Genomic DNA, 16,355 nt, shown 5'->3' on the forward strand with positions numbered 1-16,355 from the left:
GTTCAGGCAACAGGAGAAAGCAATGAAAGCTTTGCTCGATCTATTCAAGCAAGTCCAGCAGGACGAACAGTTCGACGCGATCAAGATCGGTCTGGCTTCGCCGGACAAGATCCGTTCGTGGTCGTTCGGCGAAGTGAAGAAGCCGGAAACGATCAACTACCGGACTTTCAAGCCCGAGCGTGACGGTCTGTTCTGCGCAAAGATTTTCGGTCCGATCAAGGACTACGAATGCCTTTGCGGCAAGTACAAGCGCCTGAAGCACCGTGGCGTGATCTGCGAGAAGTGCGGCGTGGAAGTCACGCTGGCGAAGGTGCGTCGCGAACGCATGGGCCACATTGAGCTGGCCTCGCCGGTCGCGCACATCTGGTTCCTGAAGTCGCTGCCGTCGCGTCTGGGCATGGTGCTCGACATGACGCTGCGCGACATCGAACGCGTGCTGTACTTCGAAGCCTATGTGGTCCTCGAACCTGGCATGACGCCGCTCAAGCGTTGCCAGATCATGACGGAAGAGGATTACTACAACAAGGTCGAGGAATACGGCGACGAATTCCGTGCCGAAATGGGTGCGGAAGGCGTGCGCGAACTGCTGCGCTCGATCGACATCGACCAGCAGGTCGAGCATCTGCGCGCCGAGCTGCAAGCCACGGGCTCGGAAGCCAAGATCAAGAAGTACGCCAAGCGCCTGAAGGTGCTCGAGGCTTTCCAACGCTCGGGCATCAAGCCCGAGTGGATGGTGCTCGAAGTGCTGCCGGTGCTCCCGCCTGAGCTGCGCCCGCTGGTGCCGCTCGACGGTGGCCGCTTCGCGACCTCGGATCTGAACGATCTGTATCGCCGCGTTATCAACCGTAACAACCGTCTGAAGCGTCTGCTCGAGCTGAAGGCCCCGGACATCATCGTGCGCAACGAAAAGCGCATGCTGCAAGAGTCCGTGGACTCGCTGCTCGACAACGGCCGTCGCGGTAAGGCGATGACCGGTGCGAACAAGCGTCCGCTCAAGTCGCTGGCCGACATGATCAAGGGTAAGAGCGGTCGTTTCCGTCAGAACCTGCTGGGTAAGCGCGTTGACTACTCGGGCCGTTCGGTGATTACCGTGGGCCCGACGCTCAAGCTGCATCAGTGCGGTCTGCCGAAGCTGATGGCGCTCGAACTCTTCAAGCCGTTCATCTTCCACAAGCTGGAAGTGATGGGCGTGGCGACGACCATCAAGGCCGCGAAGAAGGAAGTCGAGAACCAGACGGCGGTGGTGTGGGACATCCTCGAAGAGGTGATCCGCGAGCACCCGATCATGCTGAACCGCGCACCGACGCTGCACCGTCTGGGTATCCAGGCGTTTGAGCCGGTGCTGATCGAAGGCAAGGCAATTCAGCTTCACCCGCTGGTTTGCGCGGCGTTCAACGCCGACTTCGACGGTGACCAGATGGCCGTTCACGTGCCGCTGTCGCTCGAAGCGCAGATGGAAGCGCGTACCCTGATGCTGGCCTCGAACAACGTGTTGTTCCCGGCTAACGGCGATCCGTCGATCGTGCCGTCGCAGGATATCGTGCTGGGTCTGTACTACGCGACGCGTGACAAGATCAACGGCCGTGGCGAAGGCCTGTCGTTCATCGACGTCTCGGAAGTGCTGCGTGCGTACGACAACAAGGAAGTCGAACTGGCTTCGCGTGTGAACGTGCGTATCACGGAGTACACGGTCGATCCGGAAACGGGCGAAAAGACGCCGAAGATCACGCTGTACCCGACGACTGTCGGCCGCGCGATCCTGTCGGAAATTCTGCCGCCGGGCCTGCCGTTCTCGGTCCTGAACAAGTCGCTCAAGAAGAAGGAAATCTCGAAGCTGATCAACACGGCGTTCCGCCGCTGCGGTCTGCGCGAGACGGTGATCTTCGTCGACAAGCTGATGCAGTCGGGCTTCCGCCTGGCAACGCGTGCCGGTATCTCGATCTGCGTCGACGACATGCTCGTGCCGACGAAGAAGGAAGAGCTGATCGGCGAAGCGTCGAAGAAGGTCAAGGAATATGACCGTCAGTACATGTCGGGTCTGGTCACGGCGCAAGAGCGTTACAACAACGTCGTGGACATTTGGGGTGCTACCGGTGACGCCGTGGGTAAGGCGATGATGGAGCAGCTCTCGAAGGAAAAGACGATCGATCGCGACGGCAACTCCGTGGATCAGGAGTCGTTCAACTCGATTTACATGATGGCCGACTCCGGTGCTCGCGGTTCGAGCGCCCAGATTCGCCAGCTCGCCGGTATGCGTGGCCTGATGGCCAAGCCGGACGGCTCGATTATCGAGACGCCGATTACCGCGAACTTCCGCGAAGGCCTGAACGTGTTGCAGTACTTCATCTCGACCCACGGTGCACGTAAGGGTCTGGCCGATACGGCACTGAAGACGGCAAACTCGGGTTACCTGACGCGTCGTCTGGTTGACGTGACGCAGGATCTGGTCGTGGTCGAAGACGATTGCGGCACGACCAACGGCGTGGCGATGAAGGCGCTGGTCGAGGGCGGTGAAGTGGTCGAAGCCCTGCGTGACCGTATTCTGGGTCGCGTGGCAGTGGCTGACGTCGTGAATCCGGAAACGCAGGAAACGGTGTACGAAGCGGGCACGCTGCTGGACGAAGACGCCGTCGAAATGATCGAAACGCTGGGTATCGACGAAGTGCGCGTGCGCACGCCGTTGACCTGCGATACGCGCTACGGTCTGTGCGCAGCCTGCTATGGCCGCGATCTGGGTCGTGGTTCGCGCGTGAACGTCGGCGAAGCCGTCGGCGTGATCGCAGCGCAGTCGATCGGCGAACCGGGCACGCAGCTCACGATGCGTACGTTCCACATCGGTGGTGCGGCATCGCGTGCGGCAGTGGCCTCGTCGATTGAAGCCAAGTCGAACGGTACGGTTCGCTTCACGGCGACCATGCGTTACGTGACGAATGGCCGTGGCGAGCAGATCGCGATCTCGCGTTCGGGCGAAATCCTGATCACGGACGATCATGGCCGTGAGCGCGAGCGTCACAAGGTGCCGTACGGCGCCACGCTGCTGCAACTGGACGGTGCACAGGTCAAGGCCGGTGCCCAACTGGGTACGTGGGATCCGCTGACGCGCCCGATCATTACCGAACACGGCGGTATCGCCAAGTTCGAGAACGTCGAGGAAGGGGTCACGGTTGCCAAGCAGATCGACGATGTGACGGGTCTGTCCACGCTGGTCGTGATCGATCCGAAGCGTCGTGGTCCGGCGTCGAAGAACGTGCGTCCGCAGGTCAAGCTGCTCGACGAAAACGGTCAGGAAGTGAAGATCCCGGGTACCGATCACGCTGTGACGATCGGCTTCCAGGTCGGTGCACTGATTACCGTCAAGGACGGTCAGCATGTGCCGGTGGGTGAAGTGCTTGCACGTATCCCGACCGAATCGCAGAAGACCCGCGACATTACCGGGGGTCTGCCGCGTGTGGCCGAACTGTTCGAAGCGCGTGCACCGAAGGACGCCGGCATTCTGGCCGAAGTCACGGGCACCACGTCGTTCGGTAAGGACACGAAGGGCAAGCAGCGTCTGGTCATTACCGATCTGGACGGCAACCAGCACGAATTCCTGATTCCGAAGGAAAAGCAGGTGCTGGTGCACGACGGTCAGGTGGTGAACAAGGGCGAAATGATCGTGGACGGCCCGGCCGACCCGCACGACATCCTGCGTTTGCAGGGTATCGAAGCGCTGGCGCGTTACATCGTCGACGAAGTTCAGGACGTGTACCGCTTGCAGGGTGTGAAGATCAACGACAAGCACATCGAGGTGATCGTTCGCCAGATGCTGCGTCGTGTGCAGATCGTCGATTCGGGCGATACGCGCTTCATCACCGGCGAACAGGTCGAACGTTCGGACATGCTCGACGAGAACGACGCCATGAACGCGCAAGACAAGCGTCCGGCGCAGTACGAGAACGTGTTGCTGGGTATTACGAAGGCGTCGCTCTCGACGGACTCGTTCATCTCGGCCGCATCGTTCCAGGAAACGACGCGCGTGTTGACCGAAGCCGCCATCATGGGCAAGAAGGACGACCTGCGTGGCCTGAAGGAAAACGTCATCGTCGGCCGTCTGATCCCGGCAGGTACGGGTCTGGCGTATCACAAGGCTCGCAAGGCCCGCGAGACGTCGGATCGCGAGCGTCACGACCAGATCGCTCTGGAAGAGGCGTTTGCTCCGATGCCGAGTTCGGTGGAAGAGCCCACGGCAGAGTAAATCGGACTGGCGGCGCCGGCGAAAGCGGGCGCTGCCAATCCGGAAACAACGTCGTTACAGAAACGGCACCCTTTGCGGGGTGCCGTTTTTTTTTCGGTAAATATTGTCGTTCGCCGTGTCCCCCGGTATTTTGCGCTCAGCCGGCAAGTGATTTTGTCGTACGGGGTTAAGTGCTTGAAATGACGATATAATTTTCGCTCCTTTAAAGCGATATCGCTCGTCGCGTCCTACGATCCGGAATATGTCGATAACTCCTGTAATTCTGTGTGGTGGCAGCGGTACTCGTTTGTGGCCCCTTTCGCGCGCCAGCTATCCGAAGCAGTATCTCTCGCTAGCCGGTTCCGACACGTTGCTTCAGCAGACGGTGAAGCGCATCGGAACCCTTGAAGGCGCCACCGCGCCACTGATCATCTCCAACAACGAGCAGCGGTTTCTCGTCGCCGAGCAACTGCGCGCCATCGATACGAAGCCGAGCGCCATTGTGCTCGAGCCCGTTGCGCGCAATACCGCCCCCGCAGTCGCCGCCGCGGCGCTGATCGCACTGCGCCAGGATGCCAACGCCATGTTGCTGGTGCTCCCCTCGGATCACGTCATTGCGAACGAGGCGAAATTCCTCGAAGCGGTGCGTGCCGGCCGAACGCTCGCCAACGACGACTTCCTCGTGACGTTCGGCATTCCCCCGGCCTCGCCGCATACCGGCTACGGCTACATTCGTCGTGGCAAGGCGACCGAGGTGTGCGCCAGTGGTTTCCACGTCGATCAGTATGTCGAGAAGCCCGATGCAAAGACTGCGGAGTCGCTGATCGCAGCCGGTCATTGCTATTGGAACAGCGGCATGTTTCTGTTCAAGGCAAAGACCTATCTGGATGAGCTCGAGCGTCTCGCGCCCGAGATGTTCCGGCAGGTGAATGCCGCCGTCGAACATGGCGCCGTCGATATCGACTTCTTCCGTCTGGATCAAGCAAGTCTTGAGGCATGTCCGTCGGATTCGATCGACTATGCCGTCATGGAGAAGGCGCACCGTGCGGCAGTGGTCGACGCCGACGGTCTCGGGTGGAACGACATTGGCTCATGGTCGGCGGTCGCCGAGATCGCCGAACGCGACGGGGATGGCAACAGCCTTCTGGGCGACGTTGTGGCGCGCGGCGTCAAGAACAGTTACGTGCGCAGCGAGAGCCGCATGGTCGCAGCGATCGGTGTCGACGACCTTGTGATCGTGGAGACGCCGGACGTTGTGCTGGTCGCGTCGAAGGACCGTGTGCAGGAGGTGAAATCCGTCGTCGAAAAGCTGATCGCCGAAGGCCGCTCCGAATCGGTCTTCCACCAGCGGGTCTTTCGGCCGTGGGGCAGCTACGAAGGGATCTGTGTCGGTGAACGCTTTCAGGTGAAGAAGATTGTCGTGAAGCCGGGGGCGTCGTTGAGCCTGCAGATGCATTTCCACCGCTCGGAGCACTGGGTCGTAGTCAGGGGCACGGCACGTGTGACGAACGGCGAGAACACGATCCTTCTCACCGAGAATCAATCCACGTACATTCCCGTCGGCACGACACACCGGCTTGAGAATCCGGGCAAGGTGCCGCTCGAACTCATTGAAGTGCAATCGGGGGCGTATCTGGGCGAAGACGACATCGTCCGCTTCGAGGACAACTACGGGCGCTCCAAGTAGGTCACGACCTCAGCGTCGATTTCATGAACCGCGGGCAAGGTGCCGCGGTTCATGAAAAACGGCTCTCGCAATGTGAGTCGTTGATGGCGCAGATACGTCAGGCGAATCGGGCGCGAACCTTTCGGCATCGCGCACCGAACCCCGACGTTTTCTCAATCAGAACCCGAAGTGACCCTGAACGTAGACCATGCGCGGTGCGCCGACCATGATGCCGCCGTTCTGGTCGGTGTTACGCGTGTAGAACCGCTTGTCGAACACGTTGTTCACGCCCACGGTGACATCGGCGTTCTTGTAGAACGGCAGCTTGTACATCGCTTGCAGATTCCACACACGGTAGCCGGGCACCTTGCCGTTGGTGCCGTCGGCCGACGGCGCTTCTGTGTTCGCCAGATCCGAGTACTGCGAACTCTGGTGCGTGGTCGAGACGTTGAAGGTCCATTGGCTGATCGTATAACGCGCGCCGAGCGTGTCGGTAAAGCGTGAGTAGAACGGCACGTCGAGACCGGCCGTGGTGCCCGACTTCTGAATTGCGCGAACGTACGTGAAGTTGGCGTACAGGTTCAGGCCGCGCAGCACGCTGTCGCGATCAAAGGTGTAATCGAGCGCCGTTTCGATACCATCGTGGTTCGTCGCGCCGATGTTCTGAAAGGTCGCCGGGCTGACATTCGGCACCTGCAGAATCTGGTTGTCGAACTTCATCTTGAACGCCGTCAACTCGGCCTTCCAGCGGTTATCCGTCCAACGTGTGCCGATTTCATACGTGCGAGCCACTTCCGGCTGGAGCGGGTTCGACGCGGACATCGAATTCAACTGTGTGTTCTGCACCGGGCCGAACGACGTGCTGTAGTCCGCGAAGATCGTCCACGCACTGTTCACCAGATACGACAAGTTGACCGACGGCAGCGGCTTGTTATTGTCGGTGCGGTAGGTGCTGCCCGATGCTTTGTCGACACGTTGCGAGGCGATCATTTCGTAGCGCACGCCCGGCGTGAGGCGCCAGTTGCCCCATGCCATGCGGTCGTCGATGTAGAACGCATTCGCCGACGTGTAGTTATAGAACGTGGTCGTGGCCGACGTGGCGCCGCTGGCAACGTTCACGTTGAAATTGTTGTCGTCGCCGCGCTCGCGGATAAAACGATATCCGACGGTCACGTCGTGCACTGTCGGTCCGAAGCGCAGGCGTTGCGTGTACCGTGGTTCGATACCGAACGTTTGATAGTTGCGCGGCTGGTGAACGCTCACGAGCGGCAACACCGACAGATTGGTCAGCGTGCTTTGACGGTAGCTCTCGTTGTAGAACGTGCGGATCTCGAACTCCTGCGTTTCCGAGATCGTATTCAGATAGCCGAAGTCGAGACCGGTGCGGTTGCCGCTCCAGTAGTCGTTCGGGCGCGTGTTCTGGAACGGATCGGCGTTGTATTGCGCGGCGGTGAGGCCGCCGGGTGTCTTCGACTTGGCGTCGTAGTACGAGATCTTGCCGTAGACCTGCTGGCTCGGCGTCATGTCGTAGCGCCACTTCAACGCGAGATCGTTCACGTTTTCGTCGCTGCCCTTGCGCCAGTCGCGGCCGACCATGCCCGAGTACAGCAGCGCGAGGCCCAGGCCGTTGTCCAGCTGCGTGCCAAGGAACAAGCCGTATTGCGTGTTCGTGCCGCCACCCGTGGTGTAAATGTTCTGACGCACGGTCGCGTCGCCCGTCAGACCCGGCGTACTCGGAATCGAACGCGTCTTGAAGTTGATCACGCCGCCCACGTTCTGCGGCCCGTAGCGCACTGCGCCGCCGCTGCGCACCACGTCGATGCTCTCGATGTTGAAGAGGCTGACCGGCGCGAACGACAACTGGGGCTGGCCATATGGCGCCACCGCCAGCGGAATACCGTCGAGCAGCACCGTCGAGCGCGGGCTGAAACGGCCTGCGAGACCGCGCACACCAATGTTCAGAGAGATGGCGCTGCCGGCGCTGCTGGAGTTGTCGGTGGCCTGCACACCCGGCACCCGGCGTAACACGTCGCCGATGCTGGCGGCGCCGGACGCGTCGATCTGATCCTTCTTGACCACCGTGCGTGCGCCCGGGAATGTCTTCGCGCTGTTGTCCAGCCCCGTGCCGAGCCAGTCGCCCGAGACATTGACGGCGCCGAGTTCGACGTCGGCCCGGGCTTCGGCGGACGTGGCGACCGAGCCCGCTTGCTGCGCGTGCGCGCTGCCGAGTGCTGCCATGAACAACGCGGCGGCGCAGGCCGTGGCGCGGGGCAGTCGACGGTGGGTGGCGAAGCGAGCGACAGGATCGACAGGATCGACAGAATCGACGTGACGGAGAGAGGCGAGGCGGGCGGCGCTGACCATGCCGGGGGTGTCGGCTGCCGCATTTGCACGGCGACTTACGGACATCTTCATCTTGGCGGACCTTCGTGACGGCGAGAGTGTGGCGAGCTTGGCCGCTGGCAGTACCGGAGGTGGCGGTGGCCGCGGCGTTCGGATCGTTATGCGCAACGCGTAAGACGTAATGCGCTGTAATAAAGCGATGCGAAGTATAAATGCAAATCAATCTCATTTTTGATGACGGCTGCCGAGTGCGAGCCGATCGTGGGTATCGGAGGCAACCGTGGACGACGAAAATCAGAGGGAAAGCCGACGTTCCCAACCAAAGTCGAGGGATAGCGTGAAGAAAGGCGTGCGATCGCTTTTACCGAACGTCATTCAACGGACGGTTGAAGGTGTGGCGGTCTTGCGACAGCGGGAGGACGAGCGCGGTATGCCGCGTAATAGACACGCTGGGGTGCGTTGGCGTGCGTTGGGGTGGGACGTCGGATTATCCAGTTTTACTTATCAATCGCCCAAAATCGATTGATTGTTCGCGGCGCGGAGGGCCGCAAGAATAGCGGCTATCGACAGACAAAGACACGTCGCCTGCGCCGGGCGGCGCTATGGAGACAACGCGATGCCGAAGCTCGACGCCCCGACCCATCAGGCCCTTGCCCGCGAGCTGCACGACGCGGAGCGAAATCGCACACCGGTCACGCAGTTTTCCCGTCGCTATCCCGACATGACGATCGCTGATAGTTACGCGATTTCGCAGGCATGGCTGGCGTTGAAATACGCGGAAGGCCGTCGCATGATCGGACACAAGATCGGCCTGACGTCGCGCGCTATGCAAGTTGCTGCGCAGATCACCGAGCCGGATCACGGCACGCTGCTCGACGACATGCTCGTTGCAGACGGCGCGACGCTTGAGGCCTCGCGCTTCATCGTGCCACGGCTCGAAGTGGAGTTGGCATTCATTCTGGCCAAGCCGCTCAAGGGGCCCGGTGTCACGCTGTTTGATGTGCTCGACGCCACGGCCTGGGTGACACCGGCGCTCGAACTGATCGACGGGCGTATCGAGTTGTTCGACCGCGACACGAAGGCGCCGCGCAAGGTCTTCGACACGATTGCCGATAACGCGGCGAACGCGGCGGTGATTCTTGGCGGGCGTCCCGTGAAGCCGGATGCCGTCGATCTTCGCTGGACAGGTGCGCTGCTCTACCGCAACGGCGTGATCGAAGAGTCGGGCCTGAGTGCAGCCGTGCTCAACCATCCGGGCAATGGCATTGCTTGGCTGGCCAACAAACTCGGTGCGTTCGACGAAGGGTTGCAGGCAGGCGAAATTGTGCTGGCCGGGTCGTTCACGCGACCTGTGGCTTGTGCGGCCGGCGATGTCTTCCACGCCGACTATGGCCCGCTCGGCGCCATTGGCGTTCGCTTTGTCTGAGGGGCCTCGCCCCGTTCGTTTGCCCTTCATGGGAGCCGATGTCATGAAAACACCCCCGAATCTCTTCAAGCAGGCACTCGCGCGCGGCGAGCGTCAGATCGGTCTTTGGATGGGGCTGGCGACGCCGTATGCCGCCGAGTTGTGTGCCGGTAGCGGCTTCGACTGGCTGGTGATCGACGCCGAGCACGCCCCGAACGACTTACGCACGATGCTGGCAACGTTGCAGGCGGTCGCGCCGTACCCGACACACCCGGTGGTGCGGCTGCCGCACGGCGACGCTGCGCTCATCAAACAGGTGCTGGAAATCGGTGCAAGCACGTTGCTCGTGCCGATGGTCGAGTCTGCCGCGATGGCCCGGGCCCTCGTTAGCGCGACGCGCTATCCGCCGCAGGGCATACGAGGTGTTGGCAGCGGGTTGGCGCGCTCGTCGCGCTGGAATCGCTACGAAGACTATCTGCACGCGGCGAACGAGACGACCAGTCTGCTCGTGCAAGTGGAGACCGCCGACGCGTTGGCTCAGGTCGACGACATTGCCGCCGTCGACGGTGTCGACGGTGTGTTCATCGGTCCGGCCGATCTTGCCGCGTCGATGGGCCATCTCGGTCAGGCAACGCATCCCGACGTGCGCAAGGCCATCGAAGACGGCATCGTGCGCATTCGCCGCGCAGGCAAGGCTGCCGGGATTCTGTGCGTCGACGAGACACTTGCCCGTCACTACCTCGACCTGGGCGTGACTTTCATGGCCGTAGGCATCGACACCGCGTTGCTCGCGAGCGCGAGCCGTTCGCTGGCCGCGAAGTTCGCTGCCGGTAGCGAACCGACGCGCTGAATTCGCGTTGCGCTCAGCCCCACCCGGCGTTGAAGCCGCGTTGAACACTGCGGATGACGCTGCGCGCCACGCCTTCCCCCAAACATTTCCCAAGAGACACGGCATGAGTGCTAACCGTTTTGACGTCGCCGGTGTATCGGTTTCACCGGACCACTATATCGATGGCCGCCGAGTGGCGTCCGACGATACCTTCGAGTGTGTCTCGCCCATCGACCAGACCCGCCTTGGCGACATCGCCAGTGCAAATCCGGCCCATGTCGACGCGGCGGTAACGTCGGCAGCACAGGCATTTCCCGCCTGGGCGGCGCTGGGCGCGGCAGGGCGTCAGCCGTATCTCCAGCGGTTCGCCGAGGCGATCGGCCGCCGCGCCGATGCCTTCGCCACGTTGGAGAGTTCCGACGCCGGTGTCTTGCGCTCGCGCATGGCGCATGGTGTGGTGCCACGCGCGATGCAGAACATCACGTGGTTCGCCGAACATGCATTGACGCTGCAGGACCGTGTGATCGAGACACCGCAGGCGCGCCACCTCGTACGTCACGATCCGGCGGGTGTGGTGGCGGTGATCACACCGTGGAATTCCCCCTTGATGCTCGCGACATGGAAGATCGGCCCGGCGCTCGCGTCCGGGAACACGGTGGTGCTGAAGGCGCCGGAGTGGGCGCCGCTTACGTCCTCGCTGCTCGCCGACTGCGCGCACGAGGCGGACCTGCCGCCGGGGGTGTTCAATCTGTTGCAGGGCTCGGGTGCGGTGACGGGAGCGACGCTCGTGAGCGACGCACGGCTCGCGCGCATCTCGTTCACGGGTTCGGTGGCAACGGCCAAGTGGATTGCGAAGACGGCGGCGTCGAATCTCGTGCCTTGCAGTCTGGAACTGGGCGGCAAGTCGGCGTTCATCGTGCTGGCAGATGCCGACCTCGACGCCGCTGCCGCGACCGCTGCGCTGATGTATCGCAATGCCGGACAGGTGTGTCTGGCGGGCACGCGTTTGCTCGTGCACGCCGATGTCGCAGCGACATTCACCGAGGCGCTGCGTGCGCAAGTCGAACGGCTGGTGGTGGGCGATCCCCGCGACGGGGCCACCGAAGTCGGTCCGATCATCCACATGCGCCAGCTCGAACGCGTGCAGGGCTTTGTCGAGCGCGCCGTTGCGGGGGGCGCGCGGGTGTTGTGGGGCGGCACGCGCCATCCGTTCGGTGCGCAGTACTTTGCGCCAACGCTGCTGACCGACCTGCGTCAGCGCGACGAGATCGTGCAGCAGGAAGTCTTCGGTCCCGTACTCACGTTGCAAACGTTCAGAAGCGACGACGAGGTTGTCGACATGGCCAACGGCACGGACTACGGCCTGGGTGGCGTTTGCTACGGCGACGAGACGCATGCCGTGGCGGTGGCCGAGCGCGTTCGCACGGGCTTCATCTGGATCAACAGTTTCGGCATTCGCGATCTGGCCGCACCCTTCGGCGGCATCAAGCGCTCGGGCATCGGGCGAGAAGGCGGTGACTGGAGTTTCGAATTTTTCTGCGACGTGAAAGATGTCGTCGTGCCCAAACAGCCGTTCAAGGCGAGCTTCAGCCATCGCTGACGCGCAAGCGCGGCGACATGACAATGAGAGGAGAGCAACATGGGACAGATCGTCGGCGCGGCACTGGTGTCGCACCACCCGGGCCTGATGCAGTGTGAGGAGTTTCGCGTGTTGCAGGGCGCGGGCGCGGATTCGGACCTGATCCCCGGCTACGCCCGGGTGCGTGAGCGCATCGTGGCGGCGCGACCGGACGTCATCGTGATTTTCGATTCGCACTGGTTTACCACGGGCTATCACCTGATCGATGGCGGGGCGCATTACTCGGGCATGTACATCTCGGACGAAATGCCGTGGTATCTGCACGGCGTGCCGTACGACTACCGGGGGCATCCCGAGTTGGCGCTGGGTGTCGAGGCCGTGGCGCGCGAGCGAGGCGTGCGCGCCCGCGCGGTGCAGCATCCCGATCTGCCGCGCCATTACCCGACGATCAATGTCATCAAGCAGATGCGGCTCGATGTCTGGCCGATCGTCACCGTGAGTTCCTGCCAGAACTGCGAAACGCAGCACTTCCTGCAATCGGGCGACGCGATCGGTGAAGCGATTCGCCGCAGCGGTCTGCGTGTGGTGATGCTGGCGTCAGGGGCACTGAGTCACCGGTTCAACGGCATCGACTGGAAGCCGAATCATCCGCGCATTTTTCACGAGAGCAACGTGTCGCGCCCGGAGAATATCGAGAGCGACAAGCGGGCGATCGAGGCGTTTCGCGAAGGGCGGCACGACCGGATTCTTGCCGACTGGGACGACGATTACCGCAAGCGTCCGTGGGAAGCGCACGGGGCGCATTATTTGCAGATGGTCGGCGCACTGGGCGGCGCAGCGTGCCGCAACGCGGGCACGGTGCTCTCCGAGTACGAGAACGCACGCGGCACTGGCAACGTGCATATCTGGTTCGACACCCTCTAACCCTCCGACGAGGCAAGACCATGGACTTCGAATTTCCGTTGCGCGAATTGCCTGCCGTGATGTGCGGGCCGCGCGTCGAACGCCGTCGCATCCTGTTAGGGGGGAGTGCGTTCTGGGGCACGATCGTCGAAGAAGGCAACGAGCGCGGATTGCTGCGGCTCGACGATGGCCGTACGGTCGACCCGCAGACGGTCGCGCATTTGCCGCCGGTCGATCCGTCGAAGATCGTCGCCGTGCATATCTCTTATCGCTCGCGTAGCATGGAGACGCGCAACAAACCGAAACCGACGGATACGCCAACGTACTTCACCAAGCCTCCCACGTCGCTGAACGGTCATGGGGGACAGATTCTCAAGCCGGCGGACTGCCGCTATCTGAATTACGAGGGCGAGTATGCCGTGGTGATCGGGCGCACGTGCCGCAATGTGCTGCCGGACGAGGCGTGGGATTACATCGAAGGTTTCTGTCCGGCGCTGGACATGGGGCTGCAAGACTTTCGCGACACGGATCAGGGATCGATGCTGCGCGTAAAGGGAGCGGATACGCTGTTGCCCATCGGGCCCGGTATCGTGCGCGGCGTGAATCTGTTCGAGCAGACGTTGCGCACGTACCGCAACGGGCGCGTTGTGCAGGAAGCGCACATCGGTGACGAAACGATCTGGGGCCCTCATTACGTGATTGCGGATATTGCGCGTCACATTACGCTGGTGCCGGGCGACGTGATCCTGATGGGCACGCCATGCCATTCGCGCTCCGTGGACGCCGGCGATCTGGTGGAGTGCGAGATCACCGGCCTTGGACGCCTTTCGGGCATGGTTGTGCGCGTTGACGCTCCGCGTGCTGCGGCGCTCGGGGTGGGGCATTCGCCGGGCGACAGTCCCGAAGTGCGCCGCGTGGCGCTGGGTTTTGACGAACGTGTCCCGGAGCGATTCAAGGAAAACTATCGCCTCGCGGCACATCGACAGGAGTGAAGGGATGAAGGTAACGATCATTGGCGCGGGCGCCATCGGCGGCTTGCTCGGTTTGAAGCTCGCGGCAACGGGCGAGGCGCAGGTCAGTGCGCTGGCGCGTGGTGCAACGCTGGCGGCGCTGCGTGAGCGCGGCTGGCGGGTGAAGCAGGGCGAGACGTTGACGGCGGCGCCGGTCGCTGCGGCGCATCCGCTGGAGGACGCCGCGAAGCTCGGCGTTCAGGATCTGGTCGTGATCGCGGTAAAGGGGCCGGCGCTCACGCAGGTCGCAGCATCCGTCGCCCCATTGCTCGGGCCGCAGACGCTGGTGCTGCCCGCCATGAACGGCGTGCCCTGGTGGTTCTGCAAAGGCGTGGCGCCTTTTGGCGACGATTCGCTAACGAGCGTCGATCCGGAGGGCGCGATCGGCGCGGCGATCCCACTGACGAACGTCATCGGTTGTGTGGTGCATGCGAGCGCAGCGACGCCCGAGCCGGGGTTGGTCGATCACAAGATGGGGCGTGGTCTCATCATCGGCGAGCCGGGCGGCGGAACGAGTGCACGGGTGCAGCACCTTGCGGGATTGCTCGAGCGTGCGGGCTTCGAGGCGAAGGCATCGGATAACGTGCGTCTCGACATCTGGTACAAGCTATGGGGCAATCTGACGATGAATCCCGTGTCGGCCATTACCGGTGCGACGATCGACCGGTTGCTGGACGATCCGCTCGTGCGCGCGTTCTGCTCGGCAGCAATGCGCGAGGCGGCGGCGATCGGTGCGAAGATCGGCTGCGCCATCGAGCAGTCGCCGGAAGACCGGCACGAGGTAACGGCGAAGCTGGGGGCGTTCAAGACGTCGATGCTGCAAGACGTGGAAGCGCAACGCCCCATCGAACTCGATGCGCTGGTAGGCGTCGTGAGAGAGATTGGCCAGCGTGTCGGTGTACCGACACCCAACATCGATGCGCTGCTCGGCCTGACGCGACTCTTCGGGCGGGTGCACGGGTTATATCCGCAATAAGCCGTCCGTCTGACGAACGTAAATTACGGGCAGCAGGGGCACCTCGGGTGCCCCTTTTCAATGATCGCGCCGGTACCGCGCTATCACCCTGTCTTCAGCGGCGTTGCATTACCGCACGCCGGTGTGCCGGTACACCTGACTCAGCGCCGCGAGACCCACGGCGGCCGCAGCCATCATGTAGAAACTCGGCGCCAGTTTGCTGCCCGTGGCGTTGATCAGCCACGTCAGGATGAACGGCGCGAAGCCGCCGAAGAACGTGACCGACAGGTTGTACGAGAGCGACAGGCCCGTTGTGCGTGTCTTCACCGGGAAGATCTCCGAGGCAAGTGCGGGCAGCGGTGCGAAGTACACTGTCATCAGCACCCCGAGCAGCGTTTGCAACGCGAGCATCATGCCGAAACTCGGGTAAGTGGAGAGCAGCCAGAACATCGGCCAGATCAGTACCAGCAGCGCTGCCGCCGCGATCATCATCGGCTTTGCGCGACCCACGCGATCCGACCAGGCACCCACGACCGGCGACAGGAACATCTGCACGATCCCGGTGGCGACCGTTGCCGCAAACGCTACCGATGCCGGCAGCCCGAGTTGCTTGATCGCATACGTCGGCATGTACAGCACGAGATAGGTCGAGACCGTGGCAACGACCACCGCGCCCACGGCCAGCAGCAGTCGTACTTTCTGATGCTCGAACGTGTCGCGCAGTGGCGTTTGGGTCGGCTCGGCTTCGAGGAACTCGGGCGTCTCGCTGACATGACGACGGATGTAATACGCCACCGGCCCGATCAGCAAACCGAACAGGAACGGCACGCGCCAGCCCCAGCTTTGCATCTGTTCGGGCGAGAGCGTGCTCGTGAGGACCGCGCCGAAGCCGGCAGCGAGCAACGTCGTGAGCCCCTGACTCGCCACCTGAAAGCTCGCGAAAAAGCCGCGCCGCTGCGGCGCGTGCTCGGCGAGAAAGGCCGTTGCGCTGCCGAATTCACCGCCTGCCGAGAAGCCCTGAATCATGCGCGCGAGCACGATGCCCATTGGTGCGAGCACGCCAATCGTCTCGTAAGTCGGCATGAAGGCAATGATCGCGGTGCCCGCCATCATCAACAGAATGGTCAGTGTCAGCGCTTCGCGACGCCCCCGGCGATCGGCGTACACACCGATCACGATGGCGCCCAGCGGACGCATGAAAAACGACACGCCGAACGTGCCGAGCGTGAGCAGCAGCGAGGTCGTGTCATCGTGCGCAGGAAAGAAGAGTTTTGCGATGGTGACGGCGAAAAAGCCGTACACGACAAGATCGAACCATTCAAGCGCGTTACCGATGGACGCGGATACCACCGCGCGCCAGGTGTGTGAGGAAGTGTCGCGGCCGATGCGGGCACCGGCGGCAGTGGCAGTGGTCATGTTGTCTCCAGTCGTTGTTATGTGTCGAGCATGCGT

At 62.5% G+C, this 16,355-nt stretch carries 10 protein-coding genes; 8 read left to right on the top strand and 2 right to left on the bottom strand.

The window, feature by feature from the left end:
* The first annotated feature begins 22 nt into the window (after positions 1-22).
* Both rpoC and AT395_RS01440 read left to right on the top strand, forming a co-directional pair.
* Positions 23-4,234 (top strand): DNA-directed RNA polymerase subunit beta', encoded by a 4,212-nt coding sequence (gene rpoC, locus AT395_RS01435; RefSeq protein ID WP_042113446.1) that lies wholly within the window; start codon positions 23-25, stop codon positions 4,232-4,234.
* A gap of 241 nt (positions 4,235-4,475) precedes the next feature.
* A complete protein-coding gene (locus AT395_RS01440; RefSeq protein WP_048628232.1) occupies positions 4,476-5,900 on the top strand; it encodes a mannose-1-phosphate guanylyltransferase/mannose-6-phosphate isomerase in 1,425 nt (474 codons plus the stop codon).
* 156 nt (positions 5,901-6,056) lie between these two features.
* Here AT395_RS01440 and AT395_RS01445 read toward each other — a convergent pair whose 3' ends face one another.
* Entirely contained in the window at positions 6,057-8,117 is a 2,061-nt protein-coding gene (locus tag AT395_RS01445; RefSeq protein WP_048628265.1) for a TonB-dependent receptor family protein, read from the bottom strand.
* 721 nt (positions 8,118-8,838) lie between these two features.
* Between AT395_RS01445 and hpaH the strand changes: the two genes are divergently transcribed.
* From hpaH to AT395_RS01475, 6 genes are all read left to right on the top strand, one after another.
* On the top strand, positions 8,839-9,648 hold the full coding sequence (hpaH, locus tag AT395_RS01450) for a 2-oxo-hept-4-ene-1,7-dioate hydratase (RefSeq protein ID WP_042113444.1): 810 nt from the start codon (positions 8,839-8,841) through the stop codon (positions 9,646-9,648).
* Positions 9,649-9,691: 43 nt separating this feature from the next.
* Complete coding sequence (gene hpaI, locus AT395_RS01455) at positions 9,692-10,477, top strand: 4-hydroxy-2-oxoheptanedioate aldolase (RefSeq protein ID WP_048628231.1); 786 nt, start codon at positions 9,692-9,694, stop codon at positions 10,475-10,477.
* A gap of 103 nt (positions 10,478-10,580) precedes the next feature.
* A complete protein-coding gene (locus AT395_RS01460) occupies positions 10,581-12,056 on the top strand; it encodes an aldehyde dehydrogenase family protein (RefSeq protein WP_042113442.1) in 1,476 nt (491 codons plus the stop codon).
* 39 nt (positions 12,057-12,095) lie between these two features.
* Positions 12,096-12,959 (top strand): DODA-type extradiol aromatic ring-opening family dioxygenase, encoded by an 864-nt coding sequence (locus AT395_RS01465; protein WP_048628230.1) that lies wholly within the window; start codon positions 12,096-12,098, stop codon positions 12,957-12,959.
* Positions 12,960-12,979: 20 nt separating this feature from the next.
* The gene (locus AT395_RS01470; RefSeq protein ID WP_048628229.1) at positions 12,980-13,930 is read left to right on the top strand and encodes a fumarylacetoacetate hydrolase family protein; all 951 of its coding nucleotides are present in this window, start codon (positions 12,980-12,982) and stop codon (positions 13,928-13,930) included.
* A gap of 4 nt (positions 13,931-13,934) precedes the next feature.
* A complete protein-coding gene (locus tag AT395_RS01475; protein ID WP_042113439.1) occupies positions 13,935-14,924 on the top strand; it encodes a 2-dehydropantoate 2-reductase in 990 nt (329 codons plus the stop codon).
* A 108-nt stretch (positions 14,925-15,032) separates the two neighbouring features.
* Here AT395_RS01475 and AT395_RS01480 read toward each other — a convergent pair whose 3' ends face one another.
* Positions 15,033-16,319 carry an MFS transporter gene (locus AT395_RS01480; protein ID WP_042113438.1) on the bottom strand — a complete coding sequence of 429 codons (1,287 nt, stop codon included), beginning with the start codon at positions 16,317-16,319 and terminating at the stop codon, positions 15,033-15,035.
* Positions 16,320-16,355 lie beyond the last annotated feature (36 nt).

This window comes from Pandoraea apista (assembly GCF_001465595.2).
GTDB lineage: Bacteria > Pseudomonadota > Gammaproteobacteria > Burkholderiales > Burkholderiaceae > Pandoraea > Pandoraea apista.